The sequence below is a fragment of the Microbacterium sp. SORGH_AS_0888 genome (assembly GCF_030818905.1).
GTDB lineage: Bacteria > Actinomycetota > Actinomycetes > Actinomycetales > Microbacteriaceae > Microbacterium.
Genome location: NZ_JAUTAZ010000001.1, coordinates 1493802 through 1510757 on the forward strand (window position 1 = coordinate 1493802; position 16956 = coordinate 1510757).

The 16956-nt window shown below is 72.2% G+C and carries 15 protein-coding genes and 1 pseudogene; 4 read left to right on the top strand and 12 right to left on the bottom strand.

Annotated features, from left to right (window positions below):
• Window positions 1–48: 48 nt before the first annotated feature.
• The 4 genes from QE381_RS07300 to QE381_RS07315 are packed head-to-tail and all read right to left on the bottom strand — an operon-like array spanning window position 49 to window position 6368.
• On the bottom strand, window positions 49–552 hold the full coding sequence (locus QE381_RS07300) for a hypothetical protein (protein WP_307216815.1): 504 nt from the start codon (window positions 550–552) through the stop codon (window positions 49–51).
• A 1-nt stretch (window position 553) separates the two neighbouring features.
• Complete coding sequence (locus QE381_RS07305; protein ID WP_307216817.1) at window positions 554–4024, bottom strand: primary-amine oxidase; 3471 nt, start codon at window positions 4022–4024, stop codon at window positions 554–556.
• Window positions 4021–5115 (bottom strand): N-methyl-L-tryptophan oxidase, encoded by a 1095-nt coding sequence (gene solA / locus QE381_RS07310; protein WP_307216819.1) that lies wholly within the window; start codon window positions 5113–5115, stop codon window positions 4021–4023. The genes QE381_RS07305 and solA overlap by 4 nt, the downstream gene beginning before the upstream one ends.
• Window positions 5112–6368: an aminotransferase class V-fold PLP-dependent enzyme gene (locus QE381_RS07315; RefSeq protein WP_307216821.1), complete on the bottom strand. Its 1257-nt coding sequence runs from the start codon at window positions 6366–6368 to the stop codon at window positions 5112–5114. Before QE381_RS07315 ends, solA begins: the two co-directional genes overlap by 4 nt.
• Before the next feature lie 238 nt (window positions 6369–6606).
• Here QE381_RS07315 and QE381_RS07320 point away from each other — a divergent pair, with 238 nt between their 5' ends.
• Window positions 6607–6786, top strand: coding sequence for a hypothetical protein (locus QE381_RS07320; RefSeq protein WP_307216823.1), 180 nt, complete (start codon window positions 6607–6609; stop codon window positions 6784–6786).
• Between the two features lie 20 nt (window positions 6787–6806).
• On the opposite strand, the gene QE381_RS07325 is transcribed toward QE381_RS07320, so the two are convergent.
• The 5 genes and pseudogenes from QE381_RS07325 to QE381_RS07345 all read right to left on the bottom strand — a co-directional run.
• Window positions 6807–7073, bottom strand: coding sequence for a hypothetical protein (locus QE381_RS07325; protein ID WP_307216825.1), 267 nt, complete (start codon window positions 7071–7073; stop codon window positions 6807–6809).
• Between the two features lie 176 nt (window positions 7074–7249).
• Window positions 7250–8329, bottom strand: a complete 1080-nt coding sequence (locus QE381_RS07330; protein ID WP_307216827.1) for an NADH:flavin oxidoreductase/NADH oxidase — start codon at window positions 8327–8329, stop codon at window positions 7250–7252.
• Window positions 8330–8343: 14 nt separating this feature from the next.
• Window positions 8344–9597: a D-arabinono-1,4-lactone oxidase gene (locus tag QE381_RS07335; protein ID WP_307216828.1), complete on the bottom strand. Its 1254-nt coding sequence runs from the start codon at window positions 9595–9597 to the stop codon at window positions 8344–8346.
• 34 nt (window positions 9598–9631) lie between these two features.
• On the bottom strand, window positions 9632–10882 hold the full coding sequence (locus QE381_RS07340; RefSeq protein WP_307216830.1) for a glycosyltransferase: 1251 nt from the start codon (window positions 10880–10882) through the stop codon (window positions 9632–9634).
• Window positions 10842–11006, bottom strand: a pseudogene (locus QE381_RS07345) (glycosyltransferase); the annotation flags it as partial. The pseudogene QE381_RS07345 and the gene QE381_RS07340, both read right to left, overlap by 41 nt.
• 403 nt (window positions 11007–11409) lie before the next feature.
• Between QE381_RS07345 and QE381_RS07350 the strand changes: the two are divergent.
• Window positions 11410–12486 carry a hypothetical protein gene (locus QE381_RS07350; RefSeq protein ID WP_307216831.1) on the top strand — a complete coding sequence of 359 codons (1077 nt, stop codon included), beginning with the start codon at window positions 11410–11412 and terminating at the stop codon, window positions 12484–12486.
• A 7-nt stretch (window positions 12487–12493) separates the two neighbouring features.
• Here the strand turns inward: QE381_RS07350 and QE381_RS07355 are convergent, their stop codons facing one another.
• Window positions 12494–13180, bottom strand: a complete 687-nt coding sequence (locus QE381_RS07355) for a fructose 1,6-bisphosphatase (RefSeq protein WP_307216833.1) — start codon at window positions 13178–13180, stop codon at window positions 12494–12496.
• Window positions 13181–13280: 100 nt separating this feature from the next.
• Window positions 13281–13610 (bottom strand): hypothetical protein, encoded by a 330-nt coding sequence (locus QE381_RS07360; RefSeq protein ID WP_307216834.1) that lies wholly within the window; start codon window positions 13608–13610, stop codon window positions 13281–13283.
• An 86-nt stretch (window positions 13611–13696) separates the two neighbouring features.
• Here QE381_RS07360 and QE381_RS07365 point away from each other — a divergent pair, with 86 nt between their 5' ends.
• The gene (locus QE381_RS07365) at window positions 13697–14950 is read left to right on the top strand and encodes a cell wall metabolism sensor histidine kinase WalK (RefSeq protein ID WP_307216837.1); all 1254 of its coding nucleotides are present in this window, start codon (window positions 13697–13699) and stop codon (window positions 14948–14950) included.
• Window positions 14947–16059, top strand: a complete 1113-nt coding sequence (locus QE381_RS07370; RefSeq protein ID WP_307216840.1) for a hypothetical protein — start codon at window positions 14947–14949, stop codon at window positions 16057–16059. The genes QE381_RS07365 and QE381_RS07370 overlap by 4 nt, the downstream gene beginning before the upstream one ends.
• Before the next feature lie 23 nt (window positions 16060–16082).
• Here QE381_RS07370 and QE381_RS07375 read toward each other — a convergent pair whose 3' ends face one another.
• Window positions 16083–16682 (bottom strand): hypothetical protein, encoded by a 600-nt coding sequence (locus tag QE381_RS07375; protein ID WP_307216841.1) that lies wholly within the window; start codon window positions 16680–16682, stop codon window positions 16083–16085.
• Window positions 16683–16956 lie beyond the last annotated feature (274 nt).

Consider the following 16956-nt stretch of genomic DNA (forward strand, 5'->3'; position numbering starts at 1 on the left):
CGGATCTGCGCGAGACCGCCCCGCCGTGACGCGGGGCGGTCTCGCCGCTCAGGCGAACGAGGCCGCGGCGAGAAGCAGCAGGGATGCCGCTGTGCTCGCGTGCTGCGCCCGCTCGAGCGGATGGCCGCGTCGGCTCCGCCACACCGCCGATGCGGCCACGATCGTCGCCGCCGCGGCGAGGACCACGAGGATCGCCCGAGCCGAGACGCCGTGGTGGGCGCCGGAGACGGCCGAACCGTGAGCGTGGGCCATCACGAGCATGGTCGTTCCCATGACGACGCCGCTCAGCGCGGCGTGCAGGCGCATGGCCGGCACGCGGACGGGTGCGGCACGGCGGCGGTGCACGGCCAGCGCGACCGAGGTCGCCACGATCGCCGCGCTCCACCACACGACCGGGAACAACGACGACCCCGTGACGACGTCGAGCATGGCCAGCACCATGACCGCCATGAGGGCGAGCTCGCGCCGCCGCGGGCGCGCGACATCCGCTGCCGCGCAGCACAGCCCGAGCGCCGACGCCCCGAGCGCGCCGACGTGGAGGAGCTGGCTCACCTCAGTGGTGGTGGTGCGCGCCGTGGCCGTGGTCGTGGTGCGTGCCGTGGCCGTTCGCCGCGGGTGCGCAGTGCGCGTCGTCGGAGGGCGGGAGATCCAGCGACGGGTTGCGCGTGAAGAACCCGTCCGGCTCCAGCCGCAGCCCGATGCGGTGCGCGGGCATGATCGGCCACTCCTCCGGCTTCGGATAGTGGTGGACGCCGACGATCGGCCACACGACGAGCTCCGCGCCGTCGAGGGGACGATCGGCGAGCTGCCAGGCCGTGATCCCCTCCGCCGCGAGCGGCGCCTGGTTCGGGTACTCCCCCGCGATGAAGCGCTCGCCGGGATCGTACGCCGTCGCCCAGAGATGCTTGGCGACGAACGGCGCCTTGCGCTCGACGATGCTTCCCGGCCTGGCGAACAGTCGCGTCGTGTTCGGCAGGCTGAGCCGGTACGACGTGGACTCGCCGAAGCGGTTGGTGCGCTCGGTGTTCTCGATCCGCCAGTGCACCGCCCGCGAGGCGTCGGCGGAACGTGCCGCATCCTTCTCGGAGCGGATCGTCTCGGACACCATCTTCACGGCGTTGCCCCAGGGGTTGAGCGTCTCGTCCTCCTCGACCTCGGCGTGGACCTCCACGAGACGGTTCGAGGGACCGTCGACGGCGGTGTCCAGGCGCACCGCGAAGTAGTGCTGGTGCGTCGGCGCCTGCACATGGGGGCTGACCATCCGGCCGTAGCGGGGCATCGCGTCGCCGCCGATCCCGGAGACGGAGAGGATGCCGGTGAGCTTGATCTCCAACTCGATGTTGCCGTCCTGGTACAGCGACCAGTAGAAGCCGTAGTCGTAGTTGGCGACGGTGGCGAAGAAGGAGACGACCAGGCGCCGGGACCGGCGCACGTCCGCCTCGCCGGTGCGGGTGTTGACGTGCTTCCAGAGGATGGAGTGGTCCTCCTCGTGCAGGCAGATGCCGTTGACGATCGTCTTCGCCTCCCCGTGACCGTCGATGTAGTGCGCATCGAAGTAGCGGATCTCGCCCAGGCAGTCGCAGCCCAGCTCGAGCGATGCCGTCAGCGGGCCCGCCCCGTACTCGCCCCAGTCGAAGAAGTTCTTGCGATAGGCGGTCGGGTCCGAGTCCAGGTACGGGACGTACATCTCGTTGACCGCCGCCCGGCGGAGGACGGGGCGCACCGCATCGCCGTCGCGGTACGAGACGTCGTGCAGCACGAGGCCCTCGCGGTGCGTGAAGCCGATGCGGAACGACCAGTTCTGCCAGGTCACCTCGTGTCCGTCGACGGAGAATCCGGGCCCGTCGGGCTGCGTGATCTCCAGCGGCGCCACCGCCCGGTCGGGTCCCCAGGTGCCGGAGCGGTAGTTGCCGCCCTCGGTCGCCATCGGGATCACACCGTGGTCCTCCAGCCGCACGATCTCGAGGGTCTCGAGATCGATGATGGGCACCAGGCCCGCCACCGGTCGCGCATAGCCGTTGTCGTCCGCGGTCTCCCGGTGCCAGACGGTGCCCCAGGAGAGCCGGCGGTCGGCGAGGTCCTCCGGCTCGAAGCCCGTGATCGACTCCGGGTCGACCCACACCAGCGAGGTGTCCGTGATCCCGCGCGCCGCGAGCGCCGCCTGGAGCACCGGGCTGTTGCGCGCCGCCTGCGCGACCATCCTCGCCTCGTCCGACGAGACCCCCGGCCGTCTCGCGTCGACGGGTGCCCACGCGCTGATCGACGCGCCGCGGTCGGTTCCCGACGTCCAGCCGGTGACCTCCCAGGCGGCGTGCGCGTCGGGGTTCATCACGACCGTGCGCACCGGCCGTCCCTGCCCCGGCGCCAGTGAACGGCACAGCGACTCCTCGAGGGCGATCCCCCAGAAGCGGGGACGGACGCCGATGCGGGGGTCCGCCCGCACGAGAGCGGCGAACTCGGTGATCTCCTCGGGGGTGATCGGGTCGCTCCACAGTCGTTCGGTCATGAGTCCTCCTTCAGGGACCGGGTGGGAATGATCACGCCGAGGCCGTCGGCGCGGGGATCGGATGCGGCGTCGAGCGCCCCGAGCGCGGTGCGACGGACCAGCTGCACGTGCCCGGCCTCGTCGGCGGGGCCGGGGAAGCTCGCGACATCGATGCCCGCCGTGCGGGCCCGCGTCGTGCGCCGCCTCCGGCGCTCCGGGCTCGGCGACGAGCGTGAGCCGTTCGAAGCCGAGGTCGACGTCGCCGATGACCCATCTCGGCCGGCCCAGCAGGCGTGCGAGCGGCTCATGTATCGCCTCGGGACCCGCCAGGAGCTGCGCCAGGATCCACGGCTGGGCCCGTCCGCCCTGGCAGCCCGCGACCAGGAGGGTGCCGGCGTCGTCGAGGAGGAGCGGCGAGAGCGTGTGCGGCGGCCGCCCACCGGGGACGAGGCGGCCGGGCGAGTCCGGGTCGAGGCTGAAGGCGCTTGCGCGGTTGTGGAGGAGGACGCCCGTCCCGGGATCGAGGAGTCCCGCACCGAAGGTCATGTAGACGCTCTGGACGATCGACACCGCCCAGCCGTCATCGTCCACCGCGACGACCGCCGCGGTGTCGCCGCTGGCGCGCGCCTCGCGTCGCGAAACGGCAGGGGTGCCGGCGTCCAGGCGCAGCAGCGCATCCATGTCGACCGGCCCCGACCGCGGGTCGCCGAGGAGGGCGGCGCGCGCGGCGGCGCCGCGCACGCTGGCGGCGACCAGGGCCGCGGGGTCGGCGGTGGCGGCACGCGCGACCACCGCCGGTGCGAGCGCTCCCGCCGAGGGCGGCGGCGCGACCGACCACACGCGGTCGTGGATCCGCGTGGTCAGGGCGGGCACGACCTCGGCCGCGTAGCCGGCGAAGTCGGCCTTGCTGTGGGTGCCGCCCGCCGCGCGCAGCGCGGCGACGAGCCGGGCCGCTGTGACGCCCCGATACATGTCGGAGGGGTCGGCGGCGAGCCGATCGAGCGTCTGCGCCAAGGCCGGCTGCACGATCGTGTCGCCGGCGCGGGCGAGCCGGTCCCCGGGGGCGAACAGGGCTCCCAGGCCCGCGTCGCCGCGGATCGCCTCCGCCTCGCTCTCGATCGCGCGGGCGAGACCGGCGCTGACCACGGCTCCTGCGCGTGCGGCGTCCGCTGCGTCGGCGAGCGCGGCTCCCAGCGGGAGGGACGCCCCCTGCTCGGCGATCGCGATCCAGCCGGCCACCATGCCCGGCACGCTGACCGCGTGCGGGCCGCGCCGGGGCACCCGGTTCCAGCCCGAGGCGACCTCGCCGATGGCGGCCGGAGCGGTTCCGGCGCCCAGCACCGCGACCGTGCGGCCGTCGGGATGACGCACGAGGGCGATGAGGTCGCCCCCGATCGCGCACTGGTGGGGGTAGACGACGGTGAGCATGGCGGCCGCGGCGAGCGCGGCATCCAGCGCGTTCCCCCCGGATGACGCAGCCCGGCGGCCCGCGTCGACGGCGCGCGGATGAGGGGCGGCGAGCGCGACGGCCACGGTCACAGCCCTCGCCGCGCGGTCGAGACGAACTCGAGGTCCGGCCGCGGGACGCCCGCGCACAGGTCGGCCACCGCATCGCCGACCGCGGCTCCGAACTTGAAGCCATGACCGGAGCAGGGCGCGGCCAGCACGACCTCGGGCGCATCGGCGAGCGTTCCGATCGTGAAGCGCCGGTCCTCGGTCATCGTGTACAGGCACGCGGCCGCCTCGACGTCACGCGTGTCGATCCCCGGCACGTAGCGTTCCATCAGCGTGCGCAGGTGCGCCACCTCCGCGTCGGTCGGCTCCGCCACCGGCACCTCGGGATCCCAGACCTCACCCGCATCGACACCGATCTTGAGCCCGTTGCCGGCCGCGTCGGGGATCCCGAAGACGAGCCCCTCGGGCCGGTCGATCGAGAACGCCCCGAGCCCGGGCGGCATCCCGGCGGGCTGGCCCGCAGCCACCGTGAGCGTGAGGATGCGCCACACCTCCAGCGAGCGCGCGAGCGCGGGAACGAGGGCGCCGGCGAAGGCCCCCGCCGCGACGACGAGCCGGTCCGCGCGGATCGTGCCGGCCTCGGCCCGCACCTCCACACGGCTTCCGACGAGGTCCCATCCGGTCACCCGTTCCCCGAAGCGCAGCCGGGCACCGTGCGAGAGCGCCGTCTCGCGCAGCGCCGCGATCGCCTCGGCGGCCTCGAGCACACCGGCGTCCGGGTCGTAGACCGCGCGATATCCCTCGGGGATGCGCAGGGCCGGCATGCGGTCGGCCACCGCCGCCGCGTCCGGAAGGCTCTCGACGCCCGGGCCCTGCAGCTGCGACGCACCGGCATGCGCGTAGACGCCGCCGGTACGGCGGATCAGGGTTCGGCCCGTCTCGCGTTCCAGCGCCCGCCATGCGTCGTAGGCCGCATCGACGAATCCGTTCCACACCGCGGCGGGATAGGCGCGCCGGATCATCCGGGTGCGGCCGTGCGAGGAGCCCCGTCCGTGACCGGCGCCGAATCGATCGAGCGCCACGACCCGCTGTCCCCGACGGGAGAGGCTCGCCGCCGCGGCGCTGCCGTGGACTCCGAGGCCGAGGACGGCGACATCCGCCTCGACGACGCTCATGCCGCTCCCGTCCGTGCTCTGCGAGCGATCGCCGCCACGCCGTCCACCAGCGCGGCGATGTCCGACTCGTCGTTGTAGACGTGAGCCGAGGCACGCACGACGGCGGGGATGCCGCGATCACCCAGGTCCCATTGTCCATGCGTGGCGGGCACGGACACGACGCGCACGCGCAGCTCGGTCAGCTCCTGCACGACCCGCGCGGCGGGAACGCCCTCCACCACGAAGGTGACGATCGCGGAGCGCGCGTCGGCGGGATCCGCGACGGATACGCCCCTCACGTCCTCCAGGGCCGCCCGGAGCCGGGCACCGGCGTGGACGAGCCACCGCTCCGTCTCGACCGACCCGCGCGCCAATGCCTCGTCCAGGGCGGCGCCCAGTCCGAGACGCGCGGCGACCGCCGCCTCCCACGTCTCGAAGCGACGTGCGGAGTCGTCGAGCTCCCAGTCGAAGGGGGCCGTCCAGCGGGCGGCACGGACATCGGGCGAGGTCGGGGCCAGGTCGCGGACGAGACCATGCCGGATGTAGGCGAAGCCGGTGCCGCGCGGCGCACGCAGGAACTTGCGGCCGGTCGTGACGAGCACGTCGCATCCGATCTCGGCGACGTCCGTCCGCAGGTGCCCGACCGACTGCGTCGCATCCAGCAGGAACACGCCGCCGGCCTCGCGGACGAGCGTCCCGATGGCGGCAGCGGGCTCGACGAGCCCGGAGGAGGTCGGCACGTGCGCGGCCGTGACGATCGCCGGCGGGCCGTCCGCGAGCAGCCGTGCCAGGGCATCCAGGTCCACGCCGCGCCCGGGACCGGTCGGGGCGACCAGGAGGTCGATCTCGCTCTCGCGCGCGATCGTCATGAGGTGGAGCGCGTGGCTGACGTAGGTGCTGCTGGTCGCGATGATCCGCCGGGGACGGACGGGGCGGAGCGCGTCGAGGACGACGCGCAGGCCCGTCGAGGCGCTGTCCAGCAGCGCGATCTCCTCGGCATCCGCGCCGATGAGCTGTGCGGCCGAGGCATAGACGGCCTCCACGCGCGGTCGCGCCTCCGCTGCCGCCTCGTAGCCGCCGATCTCCTCCTCGCGCCGGAGGTGGTCGATCACCGTGGCGACCACGGGCCGGGAGGGCAGCGCCGAACCCGCCGAGTTGAAGTGGCTGGCCAGGCGAGCCCCCGCCGTGCGAGCACGCTCGGCCGCGACGTCGATGCCCGCGGGGGCGGCGGACGGTACCGCGGGGAGGCCGGAAGGCCCTGGGATCGAGTTCATGCGACATCCTGAGTCAAGTAGGATCCAAACGTAACATATGTGGATCCAATCCTGCGTCCCCCCCTCCCCCCTCCCCTTTACCGCGAGACCAGTCCCGCGCGCCGAGACCGGCGATGAACCAACCGGTCTCGGCGGCGCAGACTGGTCTCGCGGTCAGGAGAGAGGATGCGGATGCCGATGGCCGCGCTGCGCGCAACCCCCCCTGGGGCTCACGGATGCCGTGGCTACCCTCGGCAGCATGTTCCTGCTTCGAGGAGGTCCCCGCGCGGGTCAGCTGGTCGACGACCTGCCGACCGGCTACAGCCTGCTCGCCGAGCGCACGAGCGGGCCCTCGCAGCTCGTGGTCGGAGACATCGTCGCCGCCGTCGCGGTGTGGCCGGAGCCGGGAGAGGCGCCCTCGCCCGACGCGGCGCACTGAGCCGACGAGGGCGGGTCCGCTCAGGCCGCGTCGATGAGGCGCTGCACGGCGGCGGGGAGGTCGAGCACCTGGGCGATCTCGACGGCGCGGTCGAGACTCCTGCCCTGCGAGGCGACGTGGATCCGCCCGACGACCTCGACGAAGCCGATGACCACGCCCGCCCGTGTCACGACGTAGGAGTCGAAGCCATGGCGCTCGACACGCACTGCATCCGCCGCGGGCGGGGGCCCGACGGCGGCCGCATCGACGGCGGCGCCGAGGGCTGCGCCGCGCGGCGTCGGGCTCACGAGCGCTTCCCCCCGGAAGGGTCCAGCCACGGGAGCTCGATCGGCTGGGTGGGGGGCAGCGCGTCGAAGGAAGGGTCTGAGTGCGTCATCGTCGCTCCGATCGCAAGGGGTGATGAAGCGATTGTCACGGTCGCGAACCGCCGCCGTGCGACCCTTTCGCTGCGCCCCCGAAAGTGCTAGGCGAATGCGCGCGCATACTGTCCGGGCACCGGCGGCGTGGCCCCCAGCTCCCGCGCCGCACGCAGGGCGAAGTTCCGGTCGCGCAGCATCTCTCGAGCCGAGAGGATCACATCGGCCTGACCGGACACGAGCGCCTGCTCGGCCTGCTCGGCGCGATCGATCTGCCCGACGGCGGCGACCGGCATCCCCGTCCGCTGCCGCACCGCCGCGGCGAACGGGAGCTGATACCCGGGGCCCGTCGGGATGTCGACGCCCGGCACGAGACCTCCGGTCGACACGTCGAACAGGTCGGCGCCGCGGGCGGCGGCCCATCCCGCGACGATGCTCGTCTCCTCGGGGGTCCAGCCATCCGGAGCCCAGTCGGTCGCGGAGAACCGGACCAGCACGGGGACGCTCTCCCCCACCGCCGCGCGCACCGCCTCCAGCACCTCGAGCAGCAGCCGCGCGCGGTTCTCCAGCGAGCCGCCGTACTCGTCCGAGCGTCGGTTGCTGAGCGGCGAGAGGAACTGGTGCAGCAGGTACCCGTGGGCCGCGTGCAGCTCCACCAGGTCGAAGCCGGCCTGCACGGCGCGGCGGGCGGCCGCCGCGAAGGCCGTGACGATCCCGGCGATCTCGTCGACCGTGAGAGCGCGGGGGACGGCGTAGTCGCCGAACGCGACGGCGCTCGGGGCGACGGCCTCCCAGCCGCCGTCCGCGATCGGGACGCTGCCACGCCCGCCCGTTCCGAACGGCGGATGCGTCGACGCCTTGCGTCCCGCATGTGCGAGCTGGATGCCGACCGCGGCGCCGCGGGCATGCACGAACTCGACGATCGGCCGCAGGGCGTCGCGCTGGGCATCGTTCCACAGCCCGAGGTCCCGTGCGCTGATGCGCCCCTCGGGGACGACGCCGGTGGCCTCGAGGATCACGGCACCGGCGCCGCCGGCCGCCATCGAGCCCAGGTGGACGAGGTGCCAGGGCGTCGGCATGCCGGGCTCGGCGTCGGCCGAGTACTGGCACATGGGCGAGACCCAGAGGCGGTTGCGCACCTCGAGCCCGCGGATCGCGATCGGTGTGAACAGTCGCGGAGCATGCATCGGCATCCGTCCTTTCAGATTCCGAGCCGGCGAAGGTAGGCGTTCGTGAAGCGGCCCTCGGGATCGCGCCGCGCCCGGAGCGCGCGGAAGTCGTCCCAGCGGGGGTAACGCTCGCGGACCGTTTCGGCTTCCATCGTGAACAGCTTCCCCCAGTGCGGGCGGGCGCTGGGCGGCAGCGCCTCCTCGATCGTCGGCAGCAGCGCCTCGACGGCCGGCTGATCGGGTCGCCAGGTGAAGTGCAGTCCGACCGTGTCCCTGCCCTGCGCGGGGCTCAGCCACAGCTCGTCGCGGGCGATCGTGCGCACCTCGGCGACGAGCAGCAGCGGCGCGATGCGCGCGGCGAGCCGCCGGAGCGCCTCGATCGCGCTCACCGCGTCTGCGCGCGCGACGAGGTACTCGGTCTGCAGCTCCGCCCCGGCCGAGGGGGTGAAGGCGAGCCGGAAGTGCGGCAGCCGCTCGTACCAGGGGCCGAGCACGCCACCCTGCTCCGTCGCGGGAGAGGGGTCGACTCCGGCGATGGGATGTCGCGGGCCGTCCGCCGGGCGAGCGCCCAGCGCCGCGGCGTCCAGCCCCGGATCGGTCGCGGCGTGCTTGGTCCAGATCAGGTCGACGCGGTCCGGGTCGCGCCACGTGGTGAACAGGCTCACGCTGCGGGCCGCCGAGGTCACGGCGTCGAGGTCGCCGAGGATGGCGTCCCAGTCCCCGCCGTCGTAGACGGTCTGCGCGAGCTCGAAGCGCGGCTCGACCTCCAGGTGCACGTGCGTGACGACGCCGAGCGCGCCCAGCGCGACGACGGCCCCGTCGAACTCGGTGTCGCCGCGTCGGAGGACGACGGGCTCGCCGTCCGCTCCGAGCATCTCGACCGCCGCGACCTGCCCGGCGAGGGAGCGCGAGCGGTCTCCCGAGCCGTGGGTCCCCGTCTGCACGGCGCCCGCGACCGAGATGTGCGGCAGGGAGGCGAGGTTCCCCACCGCGAAGCCGGCCGCATCCAGCGTCGGGGCGATCTCGCCGTAGCGGGCGCCGGCCGGCACCCGAACGGTGCCTGCGGCCTCGTCGAGCTCGATCGGCGCGGCCGCGAGCGAGGCGAGGGAGACCAGCACGCCGTCGGTGTCGGCGATGTCGGTGAAGCAGTGGCGCGAGCCGAGCACACGCAGCCGCGGCTCACGCCGGATCGTCTCGGCCAGCTCGTTCACGGAGTCCGGCGCGATCAGCTCGCGCGCGGAGTAGGAGAGGTTACCGGCCCAGTTGCGGCCGACGGATGCGGGCATCCCCCCAGTCTGCCCGACCCCCGACCCCGCGGGGTCAGACCTTGTAGCCCTGGTACCGACGGATGAGCTTGCTGAACATGAGGACGGTCTGGAGCACGGTGACGACGCCGACGATCGGCCATCCGACCCAGAGGATCGAGGACTGCGCGACCGGTCCGAGCATGTTCCAGATGACGGCCATCGCGATGAGGACCGCGACGAGCAGCACGAGCGGCACCCAGTGGCCTCCCGCGCCGCCGCCCTTCTCCGCCTTGGCCTGCATGGCCCAGTTGTCGACCTTCTTGCGCGAGAGGAACCGGCTCCAGGAACGGAGGAAGTGACCGAGGCGCACCCACATGAACAGCTCGGCGGGGAACACGAGCGCCGCGAACAGGATGTCGCGCTGGTCGCAGTACTTCATCGTCATCGCGATGCGGACGTTCAGCATCACGGCCACGAGCGGCGGGATCAGCCACAGCGGTGAGAAGACGAACGCGTTGATGGACAGCGAGCCGGCGAGCAGGATGATGAACGCGACGCGCACGAACAGGTTCGTGAGCATGCCGAAGTTCTCGAACCACCGCAGGCGCAGATTGGGGTGGAACGGCTGCCCCTTCGTGTCGCCGCGCTGGCCGGGCCACATGAGCTCGATCGCCCCGTACGTCCACTTGACCTGCTGCGCGTCGTAGCCCTTCAAGGTCGTCATGCCGCCCACGTTGGCGCGGGCGTAGGGGCTGATCTTGGTGAGGTACCCCGCGCTCTTGATCTGCAGCGAGAGCAGCGAGTCCTCGACCTCGCTGTCCTTCACCCACGGCGTCACCTGGTGGTTGGCCTTCATCGCGTCGCGCAGCGCGTTGGTCGAGAAGATCGAGAACTGCCCGCCGAGCACGGCCATGTTGCGCCCGCGCAGAAGGTTCTGCAGGTTGAACGCGGCGAACTGGGTGCGCTGGCCGGCGATGAGGAACTTCGCGAGCAGCCCCTTGATCGGGCGATCGTCGATCGTGAAGATCGCCGAGATGCCGCCGATGCGCGAGTCGCTGACGGCCTCGGTCTCGAGATACTCGACCGCCTTCGGGTGCGCGATCGTGTCGCCGTCGACGCCCGAGGAGGAAGTCGCACCCTTCGACGAGCGAGTAGCCGTAGTTGAGCGCGCCCACCTTCTTGTCGGGGTTCTTGCCGATGTCGTGGACGAACACCTCGGTGAACTGCTCGCCGAGCTCGGTCGTGATCTCGTGCGGTCCCGCGTACTCGGCGGCGATCTTCGCGGTGTCGTCGGTCGTGTTGTTGATGACGACGTGGATGACATCGGGCACCCGCGTCTGCTTGAGGAGCGCCTCGATCACGTCCGCGATCGACTCCTCCTCGTTGTACGCGGGGATCACGCAGCCGATCGTGGAGCGGTGGACGTTGGTGTTCTCGAGGACTGCCATGAAGTCCTCGTCGAACGAAGGCCCGCCCGCGCCGAACGTGTCGAGCGCGCTCGGGATGGCATAGGCCGGGGCAGGTGCCGCCTGCGGCGTCAGGGGCGGCACCCCGATGCCGGGTCCGTAGGCCGGCGGCACGGCATAGGCCGGCACGACGTCGGCGGGGAGGTTCGCGGGCCGGGTAGGACATCCGAGGGTCGGACACGTGACTCACATCCTGGTCGGCGAGCAGGGTCCCTGCCTCGCGCAGTCGATCATGGCGTCGTAGGTTCTCGAACGCCTCCGACCACACTGCTAGGCTCGCCGCAAGAATCACCGCGTTCGGATCGAGCGTACCCACAAGATCCGTGAGGGTATCCGCAAGATCGGCGCAAGATTCGCTGTGTCGGACCGGACCGGACGGATCGCCATGGGCGCACTCGGTGTCACCGCGCTGGTGATCGTCTCCCTCGCGGCGGTCGCCGGTCTTCTCGTGCTGCGCCAGGGGGCGATCCGGGCCGAAGGGGCGCGGGGCACGCTGCTGCGCCACATGGCGGTCGCGGGAATCGCTGCGGCCCTCTCCGCCGTCATGTACCTCGCCGACTACGGCGGCTCGTCACGCATCACATTGGCCATCGCGAACGGGGCGATGGTGTGCTCGCCCGCGCTCATCTGGGTCGCCCTGACCCGGGTGAACGGGCGGGCCCCCGCCGCGGTGCTCGTGGCGATCGGCCTGTCGGCGGTCACGGGCCTGGTCGCCCCGTTCGCGGACACCGTCGTCTCGGGCGCGGTCAAGGTGGCCGCGCTCCTTCTCGCGTGCGCCCTGGGCGGGATCGAGACCTTCTCGCCGCCGGTGTCGACGTTGCGCGGTGCGCGGATCGTCCGCCACGTGATGCTCGGATACGCCGCGTTCTGCGCGCTGCGGCTGAGCGCCGCCGCGATCCTCGGCTACGGCGCCGCCTTCTTCCCGTGGGGGATGGTGACGCAGATCACCACCGCGCTCGGCATCCTCTGCATCCTGGCCGTCGGGGTCGGCTCGTGGCGGATGGCCGCCGCGCTCGACGTGGGCGCTCGGCCGCAGCCGGGTGCCGCGCGCGTGCGGGAGTGGGCGCGCGCCCGGCTCGACGAAGGCTCTGCGGTGACGACGTGCGTGCTCTCACTGCCGGACCTCGCGCTCATCCGGGCCGCACACGGCGCGGCTCGGGCCGAGTCCGTCGAGGACGCGCTGTGGCGGGCGGCGGGCGAGACGGCACCCGCCGACTGCCCGGTCGCGCGGATCGGGCGGGGACGCTTCCTGGCGACCATGCGCACCGCGCAGGCGCAGCCGTCGCTGGTCGCGGCACTCCAGCGCCGCTTCGACGACCTCACCCCGCTCGTCGCGTACGAGGACCTGCCGGAGATCCGGATCGAGCAGCTCGAGATCCACGACCTTGCGACCGTCGATGCGCTGCTCGGTCGCCGACACGGCTCCCGGCTGCTCGGACGCATCCGGGTCGCCCACGCCTGAGGCGGCCTCAGGGCGTGAAGATCGCGATCGGCAGGTACTGGTAGACGACCTGCTGCTGGAACGAGCTGTCGGTGTTCGCGGTGCCTTCGACCGAGACCGTCATGGCGAAGGTCAGCGTGATCCCGTAGGCGTCCGCGGGGAGCTGGTGGATCGTCTGCTCCGGGACCAGCAGGCCGCCCTGGAAGCTGTTCAGCAGCAGGCCGCGGTCCGAGCGGAGCGTGTCGCTCGGCACGAGCGTGCGCGGGTCCGCCTGGAACTGGTACGGCATCTGCGACTGGCCGCTCGTCTGGGCGGTCTGCGAGGTGATCTGGATCGCGGAGATGTAGACGCGACGCTTCTGCGTCAGCACGGCCTTCTCGTCGACGCGCTTGTCGTGCACGTTGACCGCGAACCCGAAGGTCTTGTCGTTCGTCGGCGTCCACTCCTGCGTGCGCTTCGGGTCCTGGGCCCAGACGTCCAGGCGCAGCTCGAGATCGGGGGCGACGTCCGTGGAGAGGCTGACGGAGCCGTCGTACGTGAACTGCGAGTTGAACACCATGGACGCCGACGGCGCGGACGTGGGCGTGGCCACGACCGCCTTGTCGCCCTGCAGGTTGTTGAAGGCGTCGACGATCTGCGAGCAGCCGCTGAGCGCGATGCCGAGGACGATCGCGAGCGCAGCCGCCGCGATCCGGCGCGATGTCGTACGGGTCACGGTCCACTCCTCGGGGGAGCCGCTCGAGAGCGGAGATTCGGGTATGCCGTCCACAGGGTCCGCGTGACGTCGACAGCGCCGAAAGTATACTTCAGCTTCACTAGACTCGCTGCATGAGGACTGGGGGGATGTCCGAACGTGGTCCGCAGCACGCGGGCACGATCGCCACGGGCTCCCGCACGCGGTCCATCTGGATGTCGCAGCTTCTGCTGGCCGCCGTGGTCGTCGTGGTGGCACTCGTCGTCCAGGCGCTGGCGCCGGGGCAGTTCGCGTTCTGGAGCTTCTCCGCCGGTGTCGCCGCGGTCATCGTCATCACGGCCGCCACGCTGGCCGTGCCCTGGCATCGCATGCCCCGTAACGCGGCGCTCGCGCCGCCGATGCTCGACATCGTCGCGATCGGGCTGATGGAGTACGGCAGCGGTCTGTACACGTCGTTCCTCTGGGTGTTCCCCGTCATCTGGATCGCGACCCACTTCGCCGCGACCGCGGCGCTCGCGGCCCGGCGGCCTCATCTTCGTGCTGGCTCTGCTGCACACCGCGATCACCGGTTTCGACGACTCGACCATCGCCCGGCTGCTCATCATCGCCCTGTCGCTCAGCTTCCTCGGGATGAGCACCTACCTCACGGCCCGTCAGACGCGCGCGTTCAAACGGCTCCTGCAACGACAGGCCGGGAAGCTGCAGGAGACCGTCGCCCGGGTGCGGTCGCAGGAGCGCCGGGTGAGCCTCATGCTGAACGCGATCGACACCGGTATCGTGCGGTTGTCCGCGGACGGCAGGGTCCTCGCGATGAACGACACCTACCGGTGGCTCTACGGGCTCAGCGGCAGCGATCCGACGGCTCCGCCGACGAGCGTCGAGTACGTGGCGCTGCGCGGCCCGGCGCTGAGCGAGAACGACCGGCCGATCGTTCGCGCGGCCCGCGGCGAGACGCTGGAGGAGGAGCGGATCTGGCTGTTCGACGCGGACGGCGGCTGGCACGCGCTCTCGGTGTCGACGCGGCCCCTGCCGGACTCGGCGAACGAGGCGCCCAGCATCCTCCTCGTGATCCACGACATCACCGCGCTGATCGAGTCGCGCCGCGCCCAGGAGCGGATGGCCGCCGTCGTCTCGCACGAGCTCCGCAATCCGCTGACGGCGATCCTCGGTCACGCCGAGCTGCTGGCCGAGGACGAATCGCTGCCGGCGCGTGCCCGGGAGCAGCTGAAGGTCATCGAGGCGGCGTCGCAACGGATGCGCCTGCTGATCGACGACATCCTCAGCCATCGCCCTGCTGCCATGATCGCCGAGCCGACGCAGCACGCGGACGTCGATCTGGGACGCGTGGTCGCGGGCTCGGTCGAGTCCTTCCGGCCGGCGGCGGACAGCGCCGGGATCGAGCTGGCACTCGATGTCCCTCCGGGCCTGTGGGTGCACGGCGACGCGTTCCGTCTCCGCCAGGTGATCGACAACCTGCTGAGCAACGCGATCAAGTACACGCCGGAGTCCGGTCATGTGACGGTGGCCGTCGCCGCGGAGCGGGACATGGTCCGCGTGCGCGTGTCGGACGACGGCGTGGGGATCTCGGCGGAGGACCTGCCCCGCGTCTTCGACCCCTACTTCCGCACCTCGAGCGCGCAGCGCAGCGGCGTCTCCGGCACGGGCCTCGGGATGGGGATCGCGCGCTCGATCGTCGAGGCGCACGGCGGCGAGCTCGTCCTCGAGTCCCAGGTGGACATCGGCACGACCGCCGACGTGCTCCTCCCGCGCGCCGCGAAGGCGACCTCGTGACGGCGCTGGAGGAGCTGTCGATGGGCGTGCCGCAGGCGGCGCCGGTCGCCCTCGCCCTGTTCCTCGTGATCACCCTGTGCTTCCTGCCGCATCCTTCGCGCGCGACGCTGCTGTGGTCGCGGTCGTTCACGGTCTGTCTGCTGAGCCTGTTCGCGGTGTTCGTCGCGGTGGACGGCGGCCTCCCGGTCCTGCGTCGAGCGGCCACGGGCACTGCCTTCGTGGCCATCCCCCTGGCGTGGAGCGGCATCCGGAGCTGGCGCGGCAGCGCGTCCCGCGCATGGGTCGCCGCCCTCGCGGGGCTCGCATGGGCGGCGTTCCTCGCGCTCGTGCCCGATGCCTGGCACGCCCGCGCCGTGTGCGTGGTCTTCGGCGCCGCCGGTGTCTTCTCGGCGCTGACGATGTGGGAGCTGGGCCGTTGTCCGGAACGCACGCTGCCGGCGGTGTTCGCCTTCCGGCTGGTCTCGGGCTCGCTCGCGGTGCTCGGCCTCGCGGCGCTGATCGTGGGTCTTGCGGCGCCGGGGATGTTCGAGGATCTCACGGTGCTTCCGAGCATCGGCGGGATCGCGACCGTCGCGTACGCGATGTGCGCGGTCATCGCGATGGCGGCGATGACCCAGAACCTGGGGCCTCCCGCCACCGCGGGGTCCGACCGCTTCGCACACGTCGCGAGGGAGCGGCTGCGGCGCGCCCACGACCGGGACGAGCCCGACTGGGCGCTCCTCGCGGTCCAGCTCGACGAGCTCGCCGAGCTGCGGGCCGTGCATGGGCCGAGCGACTTCCATCGTGTCGTCGCACAGTTCGAGCGAGCCGTGGTCCGCGCCCTGCCGGCCAACGCCGACGTCGGGGTCGCGTCGTCCGGCACGATGCTGGCACTCGTCCCGTACGGCGAGAGCGTCATCCGCAACCATGTCCGGAACCTCCTGGACGCCGTGGAGAAGGCGCCCGGCACCGAGCAGGTCGTCGGTCTCTCGGCCAGCGTCGGCTGGGTTCCCGCGCGTGCGACCGGCTACGACTTCGACGCCCTCCGCGTGAGCGCGGTGGACGCCGCCGAGCGCGCCGCCGCGGAGGGCGGAGACCGCTGGCACCGGGTGGGATCCGCCGACGACTGACGCGAGGCCTCCCGCCCCTACGTCTACGAGCCGCCGGAGATCGCGATCACGAGAGTGTCGCTCGCGGTCTGCTTCGCGTACTCGGTGGAGTCGGGCGTCGTCTGCACGAGGAAGTCGTACGTGAACTGGACCGTGACATACGTCGTGCCGGCGGGCACGTCGCCGACGTTGAACGTCTGCGAGTAGCTGTAGGGCGACAGCACGAGGTACCCCGGCGACACCGACGACTGGTCGGTCTGCGGCTGCAACGGGTCGAGCGCCTTCGACGCGTCCGCGGGCACCACGACCATGGTCGCCTTCTGCAGGTACACCTTCTGTCCGTCGTTGGGGGCGACCGTCGTGGTCATCGACAGACTGATCGGCTTGAGCGCCGTCGCCGTCCACCTGTCCATCGACAGCGTCGACCAGTAGTTGATCGTGGCCGTGACGGCCCCCGTCTTGACGGTTCGCTGTGTCGAACCGCTCGAGAGGTCGTTCGAGACCGGGGTCGGGACGGGAGTGCTCCGCGTGGCCGTCGGCGTCGGCGCGGGCTCGGGATCCGCGTTCCACGGGGCGGGGCCGCATCCTGCGAGGACGAGGACGGCCGACAGCGCGGCGGCGACGCCCCAGCTGCGTACGCGCATCGACCCCATCGGACCCTCCTGACGATCAGGCGCAAGTCTATCCGCGGCGTCACTGTCCCACGGACCCGCCACGTAGAGTGACAGGGTGGCCCGTCCCCCGTCACCGCGCTCCCCGCTGCCCCGCACCGCCCGTCGCGCCGGTGCGATCTTCACCTGGGTGCTCATGGGCGTGGCGGTCGTCGGCCTCCTCGGAGCCGCGTGGGTCGGAGTCCGCGGTGTCCTCGCGGTCCAACACCTCCAGACCGCTCGGCAGGCGGTCGGCTCGCTGACCGCC